At 68.3% G+C, this 17,924-nt stretch carries 18 protein-coding genes; 8 read left to right on the top strand and 10 right to left on the bottom strand.

The annotated features are described in order from the left end of the window. Positions 1-206: 206 nt before the first annotated feature. From AB0J72_RS26085 to AB0J72_RS26095, 3 genes are all read right to left on the bottom strand, one after another. The gene (locus AB0J72_RS26085; protein ID WP_363402944.1) at positions 207-860 is read right to left on the bottom strand and encodes a fumarylacetoacetate hydrolase family protein; all 654 of its coding nucleotides are present in this window, start codon (positions 858-860) and stop codon (positions 207-209) included. A 232-nt stretch (positions 861-1,092) separates the two neighbouring features. Next, the gene (locus tag AB0J72_RS26090; RefSeq protein WP_363402946.1) at positions 1,093-2,286 is read right to left on the bottom strand and encodes an aminotransferase class I/II-fold pyridoxal phosphate-dependent enzyme; all 1,194 of its coding nucleotides are present in this window, start codon (positions 2,284-2,286) and stop codon (positions 1,093-1,095) included. Then, positions 2,268-2,648 carry a Rid family detoxifying hydrolase gene (locus AB0J72_RS26095; protein ID WP_363402948.1) on the bottom strand — a complete coding sequence of 127 codons (381 nt, stop codon included), beginning with the start codon at positions 2,646-2,648 and terminating at the stop codon, positions 2,268-2,270. The genes AB0J72_RS26090 and AB0J72_RS26095 overlap by 19 nt, the downstream gene beginning before the upstream one ends. 63 nt (positions 2,649-2,711) lie before the next feature. On the opposite strand from AB0J72_RS26095, the gene AB0J72_RS26100 reads away from it, so the two are divergent. Further along, positions 2,712-4,130 (top strand): PLP-dependent aminotransferase family protein, encoded by a 1,419-nt coding sequence (locus tag AB0J72_RS26100; RefSeq protein WP_363402950.1) that lies wholly within the window; start codon positions 2,712-2,714, stop codon positions 4,128-4,130. A gap of 14 nt (positions 4,131-4,144) precedes the next feature. On the opposite strand, the gene AB0J72_RS26105 is transcribed toward AB0J72_RS26100, so the two are convergent. Continuing rightward, positions 4,145-4,636 carry a hypothetical protein gene (locus AB0J72_RS26105; protein WP_363402952.1) on the bottom strand — a complete coding sequence of 164 codons (492 nt, stop codon included), beginning with the start codon at positions 4,634-4,636 and terminating at the stop codon, positions 4,145-4,147. Between the two features lie 72 nt (positions 4,637-4,708). After that, a complete protein-coding gene (locus AB0J72_RS26110) occupies positions 4,709-7,441 on the bottom strand; it encodes an AAA family ATPase (RefSeq protein WP_363402954.1) in 2,733 nt (910 codons plus the stop codon). A gap of 126 nt (positions 7,442-7,567) precedes the next feature. On the opposite strand from AB0J72_RS26110, the gene AB0J72_RS26115 reads away from it, so the two are divergent. Beyond that, the gene (locus tag AB0J72_RS26115) at positions 7,568-8,251 is read left to right on the top strand and encodes an alpha/beta hydrolase (protein WP_363402956.1); all 684 of its coding nucleotides are present in this window, start codon (positions 7,568-7,570) and stop codon (positions 8,249-8,251) included. Positions 8,252-8,497: 246 nt separating this feature from the next. Here the strand turns inward: AB0J72_RS26115 and AB0J72_RS26120 are convergent, their stop codons facing one another. Then, on the bottom strand, positions 8,498-8,725 hold the full coding sequence (locus AB0J72_RS26120; RefSeq protein WP_363402958.1) for a hypothetical protein: 228 nt from the start codon (positions 8,723-8,725) through the stop codon (positions 8,498-8,500). A gap of 299 nt (positions 8,726-9,024) precedes the next feature. Between AB0J72_RS26120 and AB0J72_RS26125 the strand changes: the two genes are divergently transcribed. Then, positions 9,025-9,585 (top strand): DJ-1/PfpI family protein, encoded by a 561-nt coding sequence (locus AB0J72_RS26125; protein ID WP_363402960.1) that lies wholly within the window; start codon positions 9,025-9,027, stop codon positions 9,583-9,585. 120 nt (positions 9,586-9,705) lie between these two features. Here AB0J72_RS26125 and AB0J72_RS26130 read toward each other — a convergent pair whose 3' ends face one another. Then, the gene (locus AB0J72_RS26130) at positions 9,706-9,939 is read right to left on the bottom strand and encodes a hypothetical protein (protein ID WP_363403050.1); all 234 of its coding nucleotides are present in this window, start codon (positions 9,937-9,939) and stop codon (positions 9,706-9,708) included. Positions 9,940-10,151: 212 nt separating this feature from the next. Between AB0J72_RS26130 and AB0J72_RS26135 the strand changes: the two genes are divergently transcribed. Together AB0J72_RS26135 and AB0J72_RS26140 are read left to right on the top strand one after the other, a co-directional pair. After that, entirely contained in the window at positions 10,152-11,405 is a 1,254-nt protein-coding gene (locus tag AB0J72_RS26135) for an ROK family transcriptional regulator (protein ID WP_363402962.1), read from the top strand. A 404-nt stretch (positions 11,406-11,809) separates the two neighbouring features. After that, entirely contained in the window at positions 11,810-12,328 is a 519-nt protein-coding gene (locus tag AB0J72_RS26140; protein WP_363402964.1) for a VOC family protein, read from the top strand. A gap of 218 nt (positions 12,329-12,546) precedes the next feature. Here AB0J72_RS26140 and AB0J72_RS26145 read toward each other — a convergent pair whose 3' ends face one another. Then, on the bottom strand, positions 12,547-13,104 hold the full coding sequence (locus tag AB0J72_RS26145; protein ID WP_363402966.1) for a hypothetical protein: 558 nt from the start codon (positions 13,102-13,104) through the stop codon (positions 12,547-12,549). A gap of 328 nt (positions 13,105-13,432) precedes the next feature. On the opposite strand from AB0J72_RS26145, the gene AB0J72_RS26150 reads away from it, so the two are divergent. Continuing rightward, the gene (locus AB0J72_RS26150; protein ID WP_363402968.1) at positions 13,433-13,837 is read left to right on the top strand and encodes a hypothetical protein; all 405 of its coding nucleotides are present in this window, start codon (positions 13,433-13,435) and stop codon (positions 13,835-13,837) included. A gap of 310 nt (positions 13,838-14,147) precedes the next feature. Here the strand turns inward: AB0J72_RS26150 and AB0J72_RS26155 are convergent, their stop codons facing one another. Next, complete coding sequence (locus AB0J72_RS26155; protein WP_363402970.1) at positions 14,148-14,852, bottom strand: DUF4240 domain-containing protein; 705 nt, start codon at positions 14,850-14,852, stop codon at positions 14,148-14,150. 327 nt (positions 14,853-15,179) lie between these two features. Further along, positions 15,180-15,563: a VOC family protein gene (locus AB0J72_RS26160; RefSeq protein WP_363402972.1), complete on the bottom strand. Its 384-nt coding sequence runs from the start codon at positions 15,561-15,563 to the stop codon at positions 15,180-15,182. A gap of 495 nt (positions 15,564-16,058) precedes the next feature. On the opposite strand from AB0J72_RS26160, the gene AB0J72_RS26165 reads away from it, so the two are divergent. Together AB0J72_RS26165 and AB0J72_RS26170 are read left to right on the top strand one after the other, a co-directional pair. Continuing rightward, positions 16,059-16,286 carry a hypothetical protein gene (locus tag AB0J72_RS26165; RefSeq protein ID WP_363402974.1) on the top strand — a complete coding sequence of 76 codons (228 nt, stop codon included), beginning with the start codon at positions 16,059-16,061 and terminating at the stop codon, positions 16,284-16,286. A gap of 642 nt (positions 16,287-16,928) precedes the next feature. Then, on the top strand, positions 16,929-17,759 hold the full coding sequence (locus AB0J72_RS26170; RefSeq protein ID WP_363402976.1) for a hypothetical protein: 831 nt from the start codon (positions 16,929-16,931) through the stop codon (positions 17,757-17,759). Positions 17,760-17,924 lie beyond the last annotated feature (165 nt).

A 17,924-nucleotide genomic window follows, 5' to 3' on the forward strand; every position in this document is an offset into this window, starting at 1 on the left:
CCAGTCGGGCGAGGCACGATCTGCATGACTTCGACTCGGATCTCGTCGTCCGGAACCTCCTCGAGCCGAGTTCCGAACTCCGCCAGCAGGCGCCCGGAAGCCTCGTACTTGACATTGACGAGCACATGGCCCTGCCAGAGCGGCTGCCGCGCTTCCCGTTGCGGCAGTCGGCCCGACTACGGCGAAGCTGTTGGGCTGGTGCGTGGTCAGCTGCCGGCAGCCACATCGACTGGAACGGGCCGGATGGCGGCGGTGATGGGGGTGTGTTGGGTGCCGAGTCCTTCGATGGTGGTGGTCATGGTCTGGCCGGGTTTGAGGTAGTGCTTGCTGTGGGAGCCGAGTGCGGTTCCGGCGGGCGTGCCGGTGGTGATGATGTCGCCGGGGTGCAGGGTCATGAATTGGCTGATGTAGGCGATGAGCTGGTAGATTCGGTGGTGCATGTCGTTCGTGCTGGCTTGCTGTCGGGTCTCGTTGTCGATGCAGAGGTGCATGGCGAGGCGGTGCGGGTCGGGGATCTCGTCGGTCGTGACGAGCCAGGGCCCGATGGGTGCGAAGGTGTCGTGTGCCTTGCCTTTGTCCCAGGTGCCGCCGCGGTGCAGCTGCCAGGTGCGTTCGGTGATGTCGTTGACGATGCAGTATCCGGCGACGTGGTCCATCGCCTCGGACGTGCTGACTCCATATGCCGTGCGGCCGATGACGACGCCCAGTTCGATCTCGTAGTCGGTGGTCGCGCTCAGCGGTGGCAGGAGCAGCGGGTCGTTCGGGCCGCTGATGGCCGAGGCCGGCTTCAGGAACAGCAGGGGCTCGTCGGGCAGGGTCATCTGTGCTTCGTTTGCGTGCGAACGGTAGTTGAGGCCCACGCCGACGATCTTGCCGACGTGCGCGAGACATGGTCCGATGCGGGTCGCGTGTGCCACGGTCGGCAGTTGGTCGACGTCGAGCCGGGCGAGCCGGGCGAGCTGCTGGGGTTGCACCGCGTCGGGGCCGAGGTCGGCGATGTGCGCGGACAGGTCTCGAACCGTCCCGGCGGTGTCGAGGATCCCGGGTCGTTCGGCGCCCGGCGGTCCGTGGCGAACAAGTCTCATGCTGTTCTCACTGCGGCTGTCCTTGGGTGTGTAGTGCCTGGTCCAGGTCGGCGATCAGGTCGGCCGGGTCCTCCAGGCCGACGGCGAGCCGGATCAGTCCGGCCGGCACCAGGTCCTGCACGGCCGAGCTGGCCATGCCGGACCACATCGAGGCCGGGAGGACGACCGCAGGGGTCGGTCCGCCGAAGCTCGCGGCCCGGGCGGCGAGGTGCAGGCGGGAGGTCACGAGTTCGGCCGCCTCGAACCCGCCGCGGACCTCGAAGCTGAGCACACCGCCGGGGCCGGACATCTGGCGGGCGATCAGCTCCGCTTGCGGGTGGCCGGCGAGGCTGGGGTGGTGCACCCGGACCACCGCGGGATGCCCGGTCAGGTAGGCCGCGACTGCGGCAGCCGACCGGTTGTGCTGCCGGATCCGCACCGGCAGAGTACGCAGCCCGCGCTGCAGCATCCACGCGTCATGAGCGGACAGCGTTGCACCGAACAGGTATGCGTCGCTCCAGAGCCGTTCGGCGAGCGCGTTCGAGGTGACCGAGACGCCGGCGGTGAGGTCGCCGTGTCCGCCGAGGTACTTGGTGGCGCTGTGCAGGACGATGTCCGCGCCGAGGCCGAGTAGCTGCTGGTTGATCGGCGAGGCGAGCGTGGCGTCGACGGCCACAACCGCCCCGGCGCGTCGGGCCAGTGCCGAGACCGCCGCGACGTCGGTGATCCGCAGCAGCGGGTTCGTCGGCGTCTCAAGCAGTACCAGTGCCGCCGGGGTGCGCAGTGCCTGGTCGAATCCCGCCAGGTCGGCGTGGTGGACGAAGTCGACGTCGATGCCGAGTCGCGGAGCGATCCTCTCCAGGAAGCCGACGGTCCCCCCGTACAGTTCGCGCTGGGCGACGACCCGCGAGCCGGCGCCGAAGGCGACGATCGTCGCGGTGATCGCGGCCATGCCCGAGGCGTACAGCAGCGCGGTCTCGCCACCCTCGAGCGCGGCGATGACGGCAGCGGTCTCGGCGTGGTTGGGGTTGCCGTAGCGGGTGTAGAAGTCATCAGCCCGTGGCCGGACCGCCAGCTCGGCGAACGCGGCAGCGGTCGGCGCGGCGAACGCGGCGGTCGGATGGATCATGGGTGCCACGTCGACGCCCACGAGACCGTCGACGGGCCGTCGCTGAGCGGCGACGGTGTCCACCTGCCAGGAGTTCATCGCGTCGCGACGCATTCGATCTCGACCCGGGCGCCCAGCGGCAGCGCCGCGACCGCGACCGTGCTGCGGGCCGGATACGGGCCGGGCATCACCTCGGCGAAGACCGTGTTCATCGACCCGAAGTCGGCCATGTCGACGAGGAACACGTTGCACTTCACCACCGAAGCGAAGTCCAGGCCGGCGGCGTTCAGCACCTGCGACAGGTTGGCGAACACCTGACGGGTCTCGGCCGCGATACCACCGGCGACAATCCCGCCGGTCGATGGGTCCTGTCCTGTCTGTCCTGAAATGTAGACGAGGTCGCCTGTGCCGACGACGGCGTGTGAGTACGGTCCGGCCGGAGGGGCGATCTGCGGGCTGGTCACGATTTCGCGCATGCAGGCCACCGTCCCGCCGATTGGCCGTCGCCTCAAGGGCCAATCGGCGGCAAAGTGGTCCAGGTGAGCGCACCTGACCTCGTACCCCTCCTCACCGGCTGGCGGAACCGCGGCGGTCCCCTCCACCGATGCCTCGCGCTCGCCGTGGCATCGCTCATCGACGCCAGGCTGCTCCGCCCGGGCGACCGACTCCCATCCGAGCGGGCCCTCGCCCGGCGGCTCGGCATCAGCCGCACTACGGTCGCCGGCGCCTACGACCTGCTCCGTCAACGCGGAGCACTGCACAGCGTCCGCGGCAGCGGCACGACCGTGACCGGCGTACGAACCGCACGACACGATCCAGCCATCGCGGCCCTGGCGGCCAACCCGTTCATCCGCACTGCCCACCCACGGCAGGCGACCGACTACATCGACCTCACGGTCTGCCGGTTCGACCCACCCACACTCCTGGCCGAGACCCTCGCCCACCGCACCGACGTGCTGCTCGACCTGATCGGCAACGGCCACGACACGGCGGGCCTGCCGGAACTGCGATCCGCGCTCGCCGACCATCTCACCAGTCGCGGTCTGCACACCCAGCCGGCCCAGCTGTTGATCACCACCGGCTCGCAGCAGGCGCTGACCCTCATTGCCTCCGACCTCGAACGCAACGACCGGGTCATGGTCGAGGATCCCACCTACTTCGGTGCGCTGCACGCCTACCTGCACCGCCGTGCCAGACTCCTGCCCTTCGGCGTCGAGCGCCTCGAGCGGGCCACCGCACTCGCCGCCAGCGAACGACGTGTCGATCTCGTCCATGTCACCTCTGCCGTGCACAACCCGACCGGCCGGCAACTCGACGCATCGACCGGCAGACGCCTCGTCGAGCTGGCCGGGCGCTGGGGAGCCACCCTCGTCGACGACGAAGCCCTGCGCTTCCTCGCCGACGAGCCACCGCCCTTTCTCGCCACGCACGACCCCCACGCCGACATCATCACGATCGGTACGTTCAGCAAGGTGCTCTGGTCGGCGCTGCGGGTCGGCTGGCTCCGCGCGCCGGCGCCGACCATCGCCCGGCTCAGCGCCCGCAAGGCCGCGCTCGACCTCGCCACGCCCGCCCTCGACCAGGCACTCGTCCTGCACTGCCTGCCGCACATCGACACCCTCGCCGCGCACCGCCGCCGACAACTCGCACACCAACGAAGTCACCTCAGGCACCGGCTGCACCAGGACCTCCCCAGCTGGTCCGACGCGGGCGGCGACAACGGCCCGTTCCTCTGGGTCCGCACCCACCTCACCGACGCCGACCCGATCGTGCACGCCGCCGCCGGCGTCCACGTCGGCGTCACCGCCGGGCGTACTCTCACCCCGACCGACTCCTGGAACTCTCACCTCCGCATCGCCGTCACCGCCACCGACGATGCCCTTGACGCGGCGGTCGACCGGCTCGCCGAGGTGGCCAGCACTCCCGATCACACCTCGCCGGGGGTGGCGTCGACATGAGCGCCGGCTCAAAGTCAGGGCGCCCAGCCGCTCGCGGGCAGGGGCCGCTCGCACATCAGGCAGTTCTGCGAATTCCCGGCGCTCAGGTCGCCGCTGCGGGGGCAAGGGTGGGTTTGTGCTGGTGAGCTGGTGTTCGAGGGCAGTGCTGTCCGGTCAGTCCGTAGCCCGCGCATCGGCGGACACTCGCCGATGTCCTCGACGGACTCGGCCGCGCTGACGAGGTAGCAGACCTGCGCCGACAGCTTGATGAGGCGACCAACGGTCAGCCGCACACAGGGTGACAGTCTGCGCTCAGACCAAACGGCACTGCTGGCGGCGCTGGGCTCGGCGATGGTCAGCAACCCGTAGCGCAGCTTGGCCAGTATGCGTAACGGCCACTGCCTACGGCCACCGATCGAGCGGCAACAGCGTTGCATCGTCGGCCGCGCCCCGAAGACGTCGAGATCAATGAGCCGGCGCCACGCGTCCAGCGCTGCGACCGGAAGCGCACCGCGTCGGCGATGCAACGCCCGTCGCTCATCCCTTCAGCGTGGCCCAGTTCGATGCGAGTGTTGCGGCGCCACCGTCGGCTGGTGCAGCTACATCGACCCGGTGAGCGGAGCGTCGCCGAGTGCGTCGCGCATCGCGGCTCGCGAGGTGATGCCGAGCTTGGGGAACAATTTGTACAGATGGGCGCTGACCGTGCGGGGGGACAGGTACAGCCGTTCCCCGATCTGCTTGTTGGTCAGGCCGGCGGCGGCGAGCTCGGCGATCTTCCGTTCCTGTGGGGTCAGCGCGTCCATTGTTGCGGGAGCGGGCGCCTGGTTGCCAGCGAGCCCGCTTGCGCGCAGTTCATTGCGCGCGCGTGCCGCCCACGGGGCGGCGCCGAGTCGCTCGAAGGTGTCGAGTGCGTCGGCCAGCTGTCTGCGAGCCTCGGTCGTGGCCTTGGCGCGTCGGAGTCGCTCCCCGTATGCGAGTTGGATCCGTGCCTGCGGGAACGGCCAACGGCTCGCCCCCGTCGTCGCGAGCGCAGCCTCGAAGGCATCGCGGTAGGCATCGCCCGACGCCGTCATCGCAGCGGCCCCGGCGGCGATGAGGGCCAGTCGAGGCGAGATCGCGGCAACACCTGCGGCTTCGATGTCGGCGACGTGCGTCCTCGCCTCGGTCATCCGCCCGGCCCGGACGGCGGCCTCAACCAGGTCGAGCAGAACCCAGAGCGCGGCCGGTTTGTAGACGGGCACCGTTTCGGGCGAGCAGATCTCGGCCGCACGGTGGTACGCGGTCTCGAACTCCCCATGGCTCAGCGCGGCCAGCGACTTCGCGTGCGAAGCGAGTTGCAGCACGAAGCCGATCCGGTTCGGCGCTCCCCAGTTGACCAGATCGTCGGTGATCCTGCGTACGGCGCCGCGGTCGCCGCGGGCAGCCGCGACCATGGCTTGGTCGTACTGCAGAAACCCGCCGAGCAGCCGATAGTGGTGCCGCTCCGTGAAGGCGAGCCCCTCCTCGGCCAGACTCAGCACCCGGTCCCAGTCGCCACTGAGAAGCCCATCGAAGCCCAGCAGCACGAACGCCTTGATCGCTGATGCGATGGCGCCGCCGGCGCGGCCGTGATCGACGACCCGCCACAGCGCATTGCGGCATCCCGCCAACCGGTCGACGTACATCGCGGCGATGCCCAGTCGAACGGCGTGAGCGTGATCGGCCTGATCACCGATTCCAGCGATCGCCTCGTCCAGCCGCGCGAGCGACGGTAATGCGAGGCGTGCCGGCTCGAGGAACGTGCTGCCGAGCAGTCCGAGGATCTCCGGGGGATCGAGGCCGAGCCGGTCGAGCGCCGCTCGATAGTCGGCCACCAAGTCGGCGCGGGAGCCGAACGAGCAGTTTGCCTGCAGGACGTACACGATCTCCTGCAGCGGTGGGTCCCAGACCGGCACCGGATGGCCGGCGTTGCGCAGCGCTGCGAGGAGCACCCGGTGGATGGTGTCGATGTCGCCGCCGCTGTTGACCATGTATGCCGCCGCGGCGACGGCGGCCGCGATCGGATGACTCTGTCCGCCGCTCGGTTGGGCCGCCAGCACGTGCGGGTCTGTGAGATCGCCGGTGACATCCGCGCCGAGGTATGTCGCGAACATGGCGCGACGGTGATGGTCGTCGGGTCCGGGGCTCAGGTCCGCGGCCCGTAGCAGCAGGCCGATCGCCCCGACCGGGTCGCCGCGGCCCTTCGTCTTCAGCGCGGCCTCCTCGAGCAGTCGCGCGATCTGCTCGTCCGGCCCGGACGCGGCCTCTGCCAGGTGCCATGCGCGGCGCTCCGACTCGGCCTGATGACGGCTCGCCAGTTGTCGATGCGCCTGACGGCGTTCCTCGTCGGTCGACAGCTGGACGACGGCGGACCGGGTGAGCGGATGGCGGAACTGAATGCCGTGCGTGATGGGATGCACGCGGATCAGTCGGACCCGCTCGGCTGGTTCGAGGTCGCTGACCGACAACGTCGGGAACAGGTCGCCCGTGCCGTCGAGCGCGGCCAGCAGCAGCTGCGCGCGTGTCTCGCCGGGCAGCCCGTTTATCTGGCGTGCGAAGTGCAGCTGCAGCCGCCGGCCCACGGGGGTGCGGCCCAAGGAGGGCTCGGGCACGCCCGAACCGAGGTGTGTCGGAAGCTCGATCAGCGCCAGTGGGTTCCCCTGTGCTTCGGTGAGCACGCGCTGGGCCGCTCGAGGTACGAGCCCGGGGAACGCTTCGGCGAGGAGCGCTGCTGCGGCGGCCTCGTCGAGGGGTCCGACCGCGATCTCGCCAAGTCCGGCGTCCTCGAACACACTGCTTTCCCCCGTCCGTACGACGCCGAGCAGGCCGACCCCGGTGCCGGGCAATCGTCGGGCGAGGATTCCGAAGAGGGCGGCACTCGCACGGTCGAGCCACTGCAGGTCATCGACAACCATCAGGACGGATGCGTCGCCGGCCAGGAGCGTGAGCAGCGCGTTCACAAGTGTCAACGGATCTGGCGGCGGCCCTGCCTCGAGTCCCAGCGCCACGCCGATCGCGCGCCGGTACTCCGGCTTGAGGGCAGCGAGTTCGGCAATGAGCGGGGAGAGCAGTTGGTGGAGCCCGGCGAAGCTCACCTCGGCCTCGAACTCGACCCCGGACGCGCGCAGTACGCGTGCCCCAAGTGTGGCGGCATGGGCGGCCGCGGCGTCGAGAAGCGCGGTCTTACCGACACCCGCCTCACCGACGATGAGGAGGGCGCCGCCATCGGAAGCCGCGTCGTCGACGAACTCGTGCAGCAGCACCAGCTCGCGCTCACGGCCGACGAGCCGCATGGTGGAGAACCGACCCGGCACGGCTCAGACTCTACTGCGCACTGCGTGTCGATGGCTCGGAGACGAATTAGGTCATCTGACAGATCCGCTCGAAGCCGCGTCATCTCTAGGTTCGCTCCTGTCCACCAGATTCTGGAAGGAGCCAACATGAGTGCCACCATCGTGCTCGTGCACGGCGGTTTCGTCGACGGTGCCGGATGGCGCCGGGTCTACGACGAGCTGAAAGCGGACGGCTTCGCCGTCCGCATCGTGCAGAACCCGACGAAGTCGCTCGCCGACGACGCCGCCACCACCCGCGACGTGCTCGACGCCGTCGACGGTCCTGTCGTGCTCGTCGGCCACTCGTACGGCGGCGCGGTGATTACCGAAGCCGGCAATCACGACAAGGTTGAAGCCCTCGTCTACGTCACCGCGTTCGCGCCCGACCAGGGCGAGTCGGTCAACACCCTTCTCGGCACCTTCCCCGCCGACGGGCCCCAGCCGCCCATCCTGCCGCCCGTCAACGGCTACCTCTTCCTCGACCGTACGAGGTACGCCGAGTCGTTCGCCGCCGACGTGTCCGCGCAGGAAGCGGCGTTCATGGCCGACTCGCAGGTGCCCTGGGGCCTCGAGGCGCTCGGCGGGATCGTGACCAAGGCCGCATGGCACACGAAGCCCAGCTGGTACCTGCACGTCACGGAGGACCGGATGATCCCCCCGGCCGCGCAGGCCTCGATGGCCGAGCGCATCGGGGCAACAGTCGCGGAGACGCCCGGAAGCCACGCGATCTACGTGTCACGACCCGGTGTCGTCGCCGATCTGATCAAGCGGGCGGCGGCCACGCTCGCGTGATACACCGGAGGTGCCGCCCGGAACTCCGGGCGGCACCTGCAGTCCCGGATCTTGTGGGGTTCCAGAACCCAGTCATCGTGGTTGACCTGGACTGGTGTACCGCGCTGGGCCAAACCGTCGGGCATCATCGTTACCCGTGTCGCTACGTCTGCTCTACCATTTGCAGACGCACATGGAGGAACGCCCGGTCAGTGGAGGCGGCGGACAAAGGCCGAACCTTGGCCGTGGCCGCCGATGTTTCCTTGTTCAGCCGATGCCGGCGCGCGCGGCGGTGAGCCTGCCCAGCAGCTGGTGGGCGCGCACGGCGCGGTCGGCGTCCTCGCGGCGGACCTGTTCGATGAACGCCTCGACGTCGTCGTGGCCCTTGGCGTCGGCAGCGTACTTCGCGCACACCTGGCTGCCTTTGAGGGCGTGGTACTGGATGCTTACGAGGTCGTAGACGATGTCATCGGCAGGGGTATGAGACTCGGCCATGGCACAACTCCTTGTCGTCTCCTTGCGTCGCTGGTTACCTGGCACCTACCCGCAGGTCACCGACGAACCCTCGGCACGCGCCGGCGGAGCAGTTCGGCGACCTCGAGAAGAGACGGTCTACCTGTCGCGGTGCGGGATGTCGCCATGCCACCCATCCGTGGTGGCGCCCAGACACCGGCAACACGGGAACTGGCGCCGTGTCATCTACTCGCCAGGCGCATCCCGCCTGCTGTGATTGGCTCTCGACCTGGAGCGGGTGTGCCGGGAGCGTGGAACTCTAGTGCCGCACCGAAAGAGCTGTGTTGCAGGTAGCCGTAGTCACTTTCGACGGGTTCAACGAGCTCGACAGCTTCATCGCTTCCGCTCTGATCAACCGGTGCCGGAGTGACGGTTTGGAAGCCTTCATCACGACGCCGGCTCCGGTGGTCATGTCAATGAACGGCGTCGAGGTGACTGGGCAGCGTCCGATGGAGTTCGTGACCGAAGCTGACCTCGTGCTGATCGGTAGCGGGGTGAAGGCGCGTGACGTGGTCGCCGATGATCGGATGCTCTCGAGGCTGCCGCTCGACCCTTCACGACAGCTGATCGGTGCGCAGTGCTCCGGCGCGCTGGTGCTCGCCCGGCTCGGGTTGCTGGATGGCATGCCTGCCTGCACGGACATGAAGACCCGACCGTTCGTCGAAGCCTGCCACGTCACTGTTCTGGACGCGCCGTTCCATGCTGAGGGAAACGTTGCTACGGCCGGAGGCTGCCTGGCATCACGGTATCTCGCCACGTGGGTGATCGGCAGCAGCAGGGCGACGACAATCAGTCCCACGATGCCGCGCATTGGTCTGAGCCGGTGCTTGAGCTGGCCGTGATCGGCCTCGATCGGGTGTTGACATAGCGTTCAACGTGGTGCCGCGCCGACGGGACCAGTTCATCGAGCACGGCCGGGTACACCGGTGCCGCGTCGGTGATCACCTCGCTCGGTGTCACCTTCAACGTGGCCAACGCTCGGCGGAAGAACCAGCTGGCCGCTGCACCCACCGGAACACCGTCACGTGGTCGACCTCGACACCGCGCTCGAGCAGCAGCTCCTCAACGTCACGGTAGGACAGGCCGAACCGCAGATACCAGCGGACCGCGACCACGATCACCTCGGGCGGAAATCGGTACCCGGCGAACGCTGACCCCGGCGGCATCATCGGGCGTTGGTGGGCAGCGACCTTCATCGCTCAAGCCTGCCTCGATCATGCCCACCGTCAACGCAACAGAGCCGGTTACGGCTTGCGGTGTTGGTGGAGGCGACACCGAGATGGGCGCATTGGCCGAGCGTAAACGCGGGGTGGGGTTCTCGGTACGCTGTGGCCTTGGACTGCGGCGCCCGCCGGTCCTGTTTCCGGGCTCGGCTGTTGGCGCATCCGAGCCGATGTCGGAGGTTCGCGTGGTTCTGCAGGATCCATCGCCCAACCTCGGCATTCTGTTGCGGCACGTCCATCTGGACGGTGCGGTCTCCCGTGCAGCGTTGGCCGAGAGGATGGGCCTGAACCGCAGCACCATTATGGCGCTGACTGCCGAGCTGATCGCTGTCGGCCTGGTCCGAGAGGAGGCGCCGGCCGGCGCCGGTCGGCGTGGGCGCCCGTCGTTGGTGGTGCGCCCCGAGCCCAACCGGGTACACGTGCTGGCTTTCGATGTCGCCGTGGACCGGGTGACCGCGGCCAGGGTGGATCTGGGCGGGACCGTACTCGACCGGCTCGAGGCGGTACGACCACGGGCCGGTGCTGATCTTGACTGGGTCGTGGACGTGTTGGCCCGCTTCGGTCGTCGGTTGCACCGCTCTGCGCCGGCCAGTTCGGCCTGCGTCGGGATCGGCGCATCGTACTGCGGCATGATCCGGCCCGATGACGGCATGGTGCGCTTCGGCCCTGACCTGGGTTGGGTGGACCAGGCATTCGGCGCCGAACTCTCCCGGCGGCTCGGACTGGGCCTGCCGGTGGCCGTGGGTAACGAGGCACACCTGGGCGCCCTAGCCGAACAGCAGCGCGGTGTCGGCATCGGCCTGCAGAACCTGATCTATCTGCACGGTGATGTGGGCGTGGGGGGCGGGATCATCGTCGGGGGCAAGTTGCTCGACGGAGACGGCGGCTACGGCTGCGAGGTGGGCCACATGGTGATCAACCCGTACGACGGGCGAGCGTGTGGTTGCGGCTCGCGGGGTTGTTTCGAGGCTGAGGTGGGCGAACGAGCCCTGCTCGACACCGCGGGCAGGCCCGCCACGCAGTTCGGCCGCGATGCCGTACGGGCTGTGGTCGATGACGCCGACCGGGGCGATCCGGCCGCGCTGGAATCGGTGCGGCGCATCGGGGACTGGCTCGGCATCGGCGTGGCCAATCTCATCAACTTGTTCAACCCGGCCATGGTGATCTTCGGCGGGATGCTCCGCGACGTCTACCCAGCCGCGTCGGCGCAGGTGCGTGCCCGGATCGCGACCAACGTTCTGCCGGTGGCCCGCGAGCGGGTACGACTGCGCACCTCGGGTCTGGGCGACGACGCGACCCTTGTCGGCGCCGCCGAACTCGGCTTTGCCCCACTACTGGCCAACCCGCAACACCTGCTCGCCTTCGTTACGGCCGCAACGCCGGCCCGCACGGGCACACGCGACAGTCAACTACTTCGGACAACCACCGAAGGGACCTAAATTGGACGACCGCCCACAAATGCCGGTCGTCCCCCAGTCCATCCGCCGGCAGACTGGGTCATGCGGCGCGGCGCGCGGTGACGCCGCTGCTGCTGCACGCCTCGATCGGCAAGGTGTGACTTCGTGTCGCAACGGCATGTCCGTGCACCCCACCTTGACGGGCTTTGCTGGTGGAGAGGCGATTGTGTCGATGTGCTCGCGCGACCGGTCGATGTTGTGCCGCACGGTCTTGCCGGATACCCGAGCCGCTGCGCCAGCTCGCTGCCCGGCCACAGCCAAGGGGTCTGCAATCGGGCACGCGCGTCGGACATGGCTGCCAGTGTGCCGCTCGATTTAGGACGGGAGATGACCTATACGAGATCTACCGTGGGGCGCAGGCCCGCCAGGACACGAGGGAGATCGTCATGAGCAGCACCCCGCCCGCCGGGTACACGACTGTCGCGCCGTGGATCGTCACGCCGGACACCGGGCAGTTGCTGGACTTCCTCACCGCAGTGTTCGACGGGGTCGAGCTGGGGCGGGTACGGCTGGAGGACGGGACCATCGGCCACGCCGAGATCCGCGTCGGCGACACCGTCCTGCTCGCTTTCGACCGGCTACCGGACTGGCCGGCCATGCCGTCGCTACTGCGGGTCTTCGTCGCCGATGCCGACGCCACGATCGAGCGCGCGGTCGCCGCCGGAGCCCGCGTGGTCACCGCACCGGCGACCCAGGCCTTCGGCCAGAGGGGCGGTCGGATACGTGACCCGTTCGGCAACATCTGGTGGATCAGCGCGGTGGTCGAGGACGTCGCACCCGAGGTAGGAATGCGGCGGCTCGCCGAACCGCCGTACGCCGAGGCGATGCGCGACGCCCAGGAGACCCTGGACCGGGAACTGAGCGGCCGCACCGACAGCGTCGTCAGCCGCCCGCTGATCGGCTGAGCCCGTACCTGTCCAAGACGCCAAATCGCAGAGGCCATCGCGCACACAGTCCGCCGCGCGCCATGACCCCGCCGCAGAGACGCACGCTTCTCGGCACGAGCGAACACCGTGGCGGTGGTTCGACCCGCAGAACGCCGCCACGAAGCGTGACGGTCTTCATGTCGGCGTCCGCGAAACCTGCGGCAGAAGCGGATGCCCGTGCAGGGCCAGCTGTGGCACTACGTGGAACCATCGACGAGCCAGGTCCTTACCACGGTCGGCACCGAACCGTCGCCATTTCCTGCCCACAGTTGGGCATCCAGCCCGTTGAAGTACACGAGCCTGTGGTCGTCGCCCCACCATTCGATGCAGAACCCGCTCTGCGCCGTCATTCGGCGCAACTGTGGGTGACGTTCGCGTAGACCTTCCAGGTATGCGTTGGCATCCGGCGGGGTTTCCACGGCTGCTGGGCGCTGGTGGCCGAGGTCGTGGAGCAGCGCGTCACACTCAATGAAGTGGTCGAGCGAGGGGAACGTCCGCACATCGACGTCAAGAAGACGGAACCAGACCGTCAGGTCAGGAAGCACGAAGCCGCTGCGGCACCCGTCCGGCGACCGATCCATGATGGCGTAGTCAAACGTGACTCCTACCGTGTCGGAGTCCACCTCCAGCACCGGCTCGAAGACGATCTCGTCGTCTCGAGATGGGCTGCGGTAGGTGAGCCCGGAGTAGCGGCGTTGGAGCCGCCGTAGGGTGGCCAGCGCGACTTCGTCGCTTCGCCCGAGCGCCGTGAGCATTGCTGCCCGGCAGTCCTCATCGCTCGGACCGGTATCAACTGGGACCGTCCGCGCATGTGTGGCAAGGAATGCCCGCGCTCGATCGCTCAGCGAACCTGGCACATCAACGATATGCGGCACTCACACATCCTCCGGCATGGTGCACCGGTGAACCAGAGGCGGGCGAGCCGTACGCACATCGGCACGAGTGTGCACAGCTGCACGGTTCGACGCGCACGGGCGCTCACCACGAAGCGTGACGACCTTCAAGCCCGCCGACGCGCGAGAACTGCGGCCATGAGCGGATGCCGCGGTTGGGCCAGGGCGAGACGCGAGCGACAGTGCCGCCGTGGATGATCAGCAGCATTGCCGGCTTTCGGTCAGTGGAGGCGAGTTGGAGCTTGCCGGTCCACCGGCTGCTCTGCGAGCCCTCAGCGAACTCCTTCGATGCGAGGTGGAGCCCGTCGAGGTTCCGACAGAGGGCGGAACCGTCGCGCAGGAGATCACCGACGGCCCGCTCCTTGTCGGCCTCAACGACACCACACTGCGTCTTACCGGCGGCCGTACGTACCTCGACATCGTCTGGGACGCACTCGACGGTGTGGCCGAGGAGGTCGAGACAGCGGATCACCGAGGTGTCAATCGCCATCAGCACATCGAGTACTACCGGGGCGATCAGTATCGGTCGCCGGACTCGTTGCCGTTGATCATCCTGGCGGACTGGCCAGACGAACCGGCGCGCAACACGCGCTGACCTCGGTGTGTCCGCGGCTTTGGCGAGCGCGCACGAACCGCGGCCATGAGAGCGTGGCTCGGAACCGACATGCATCCGGCGGTCGCAAGTACGCTTGGCGGGTCGCCAGCGACCTTTGGCACTTCCTTCGATTCCTGCTCGCCCGCGAAACAGGCGAACGAGGATGGCCGTTCGACGCAGCGTTCGTGCAGTCCATCGATCCCCAATTGACCGACCCGACGGACCTACTGCCATGGCATACCTGACCAGCCGTCCACGACACCGACACCCCCAGCTCAACCGCACGAACTGCGGCATGAGTACTCGTTGGTCATGGAGTCCTGGGCGGCATCCCGCGGAAGAACTCGGCCAACGTTCGGCCGGATCCTGCGAGCTGTCGTTCGAGGCGCTCCTGCGCTTGCATGAGGGAGGCTTGCGCGGCCTCGGCCGTGGCCTGGGATGGTCCGGCCTGGGGAAACATCGCGGCGAGTCGCGGCAGCCGCCGACGGGACTCTGCCAGGTCGTGGTGATCCCAGCGTCCTTCCTCGACGGGCTGCGGCACTGGCTCGGCGGTGGTCAGCCGGGACGTCAGCGCGTGGTGGATACTCGCGCAGCCACCGTGACGGCGTTCGTATTCATGGACGGCAACGAACTCCAATTCCTCCCAGTAGGGCCATTCCGCTTCAGCCCAGGTGCGCGGGTGCCGGCCGGCCAGGCGCTGTACCTCTGGCTGGTCAGCGAGCCCGTCAGGGTCGTCAGCGACACCGTCGACCACGACGGGACCAAGGCCGACCAGCCACGCGCGGAACCCGCTGAAACCATCATCGCTGCACCCATCCTGGATCAGGCTGGCCGCGTGCCACATCGACCAGGAGCCCACCCGATCCATCTGGGCGTCGAGATGGTCCTGGAAGTCGATCAATTCTTCGTCCGTGAGCCCGGTCAGTGCCTCTGCGAGCCAGTCGCCTCGCTCGACCGGATCGGCGGTTTCCTGCGCCGAGCGCTCGATGAGCGCCCAGAATCCGGCAAGATCCACGTGCCGCATTATGTCGTACGAGACGCGCTCATCGGCAGTTCAGCGCGCCGGTCGCCGCGTGACCTCATCACGCGGCGTGACGGACACGGTCGAACTCGCGCTCACCCTCGGCGGTAGATGCGGAAACCGAGATAGTCGGGCGGCTGGTCGTTGTCAGCTGACCTGATCTCTCTCGACGATGTGCAACGCTCCGGGCTGCACCGGCGGGAGCGGACACCTCGTCGGGCGACGGCCGACCGGGTCGACGTCGTGGATCGGGAAGTGACCACGTGGCCATCGTGGGCTACCCCGCCGTGCACCGCGCCGGCTTCGAGTCGCGCGGCTGGGTCACGGCCAGGTGTGCGCTGTTCTGGCGAACGTCTCGGGATCGCTGTGCACGGGCACCACACAGAGCAGGTGCCCACCTGGCGAGCGCATCACGAAGGCGTCCTTCCAGCGGGTCAGCGACTCCGCACCGAGCGCCGTCAGGCGAGCTACCTCTGCCGCCAGGTTGTCGGTCTCGATGTCGACGTGGTAGCGCGGCGGGTCGTCGCCGACCGCCTGGACGACGGTGAAGAAGTCGGGGACGGCGCCGACGAGAGCGATGAACTGCTCCTCGCTGGGAGGCGAGTAGGTCGGGGTGCCCAGCGCCGCGGACCAGAAATCCACCTCCGGGCCGACCTGCGCGACCGGCGTGTCGAAGACGACACTCGCCAATCGACTACGATGCATGCCGGCCAGACTACGCTCACTCGGGCACCGACGCGGCCCGTCCGTGGGTGCGAAGCCGTCAGCGGCGCGGCAGTGCAATCTCCACGGCGCACGGCAAGATCGGGTGCACTGTATTCGGCACGAGTGCGCACGGAGGCTCCCGGCGTTGTGTACGAAGCGTGACGGTCACCGCCGAGCCGCAGCGCCAGACCAGCGGCCATGAGCGCGCAGCCGATCAAGCAGATCGGACAGGGTTCATGCTGGTCCATGCAACGTGGTGGTGAGGTGCTCTTTCCCGATCGCGTCCGCTGGGATCAGCTGGTAGGTTGCGTTGGTGTCCGACGGGCCGCACCTGGAGCTGATCCGGGCCGCTGTCGCGGCACTCAACCCACGCATTGTGCGCGATCGATTGTTCGGCAACGTCGCGGCTGCATTGGTGACCTCGTATGGCAATCAGTACCTCGGGGTCTGTATCGACACCGGTTCGGGCACGGATTCTGTGCTGAGCATGCGGCCGTGGCCGCGATGGTCACTGCTGGCGAATACCGCGTCGCACGCATCGTCGCGGTGTGGCGGGACGAATCGGGACGACTGTACGTTCTGCCGCCCTGCGGACGGTGCCGGGAGTTCATTCGCCAGATCGACGACGCCAACATTGGCACAGCGGTGGTCCTCGGGCCGGACCGGTCTGTCGAATTGAGGGACCTGCTGCCCTACCACGAGTGGCCGGACCCGATGGGATGAACGGAACGAGCAGCGTTCGGCCGCGCCCTCGCGCTCGAGCCATGCGAGGACCTCTGTCATTGCAAGCGTGACAACACCAGCTCATGGACAAGATCCGCGCTCGGATCGCGGCAGATCAGTGCTCGTGATCTTGCAATTTCGATGCCGGTTGGCTGGGTCAAGAGATCGGAAAACTTAAGCCTGAGCTCAGTCCTGCGACTATCTCGGCTGGGAAGCGGAACCCGACGAACGCGGACGGCACGGGCGACGGTGCGCGACCACGGGTGCAGGATCACCGGACCGTGCTGCCGGATCTTGCCGTCGGCCAACGCAACGGAGCCCATGTCAGGACGACCCGGTTTCCGGTGAGATCCAGGACGACGAAACTGGTGTGGCGCCGGTACGGTGGCGTGGGCGGTCTGGATGACTGGGTTGAGATGACGGTGACGCGCACATCGTGGTGGGAACTTGTGCCGGGCTGTTACGCATCGTTGGATCACCGGTTCGTGGGCGGCGTGGTGAGGGTGGCCCCGCGCTGACGTGGTGCTCAACGCCGATCTGGATCCGGACCGGGTCTGATCGCGGACGACCGAGGCGGCGAGGTCGTGCGGGTGCTGGTCACCTGGATTGACGCTCGGGTGCGGTTCGGCTGAAGGGATCGGAATGGATACCGATACAGTTTCGGCGTCGGATGTGGAGCCTGGTGAGCCGTCGCCTCCGGATGCGCGGCGGCCGCGGGCGACGATCGTGTTCATCGTCGCGATGTTGGTCCCGAGCGTGGCGTTGCTGGTCGCATTCGTGGTCCGGCCCGGGCCGTTCGATTTCCGGTTCCACGCAATGGTTTTGCTGTTCGCCGTGGCTCTGGCGGCGCTGCTCATGCTGTTGCGGCTACGCCAGCGGCGGATACCGCGAGCGGTCAACCGGACGTGGGTGGTCGTGGCGGCGCTTTGGTCGGTGATCGTCGGTGTGGCGGTGGTGGGGAGCCGCGGTGTGGTCTGGCCGTGGACACCGACCGCGACCCGGACTGACAGCGCATGCTCCGCCCTCGACGCCGCTGGGTTGGACCCGTACTGGCCGGCCAACTCGCGCCGGTTGCTGCACCAGGAATCCGACCCGATGAGCCACGGCGTGCGTACGAGATGCGATTGGTTCCGCCGTGACGACGAGCCGGGCGGGCCGGTGGCGCCGTTCCTCGGGCTGACGGGTAGCGTGACGCGCTATGACGGGGAGGCGACCCGGTCCAGCATCGCGGTGGCGGTCGACCGCTTCGCAAGCGACCGCATAGGGTTGCCCGAACCGCGGACACTGCGTGGCATCGGCGACGAGGCGTTCGTGTCGGCCTTCGGCACCGGGGTCAGGATTTTCGCCCGCCGCGCCAACGTGGTCGTCACGGTCGATATCTTGCGGTATGACGGGGGTGTCGGCGCCGGGCAGGCCGAGGAGGCCGCGCGGGCATTGGCAGCTGCGATGCTCGGCGGTGTCTCGCTGCACTGAGCCTGTTGGCTCGGGAAGTCCGTTCGCTTGCCCTCGTTGTGCGTCCGGAGGAAGCGTCCGGACATCGGCACGAGTGCGCACGGATGCTCCGGGCGTGGTGCACGAAGCGTGATGGTCACCGCCGAGCCACTGCGCCAGACCAGCGGCAATAGCGGATGTCGGCCT

It is taken from the genome of Dactylosporangium sp. NPDC049742 (genome assembly GCF_040674675.1).
Lineage (GTDB): Bacteria > Actinomycetota > Actinomycetes > Mycobacteriales > Micromonosporaceae > Dactylosporangium > Dactylosporangium maewongense.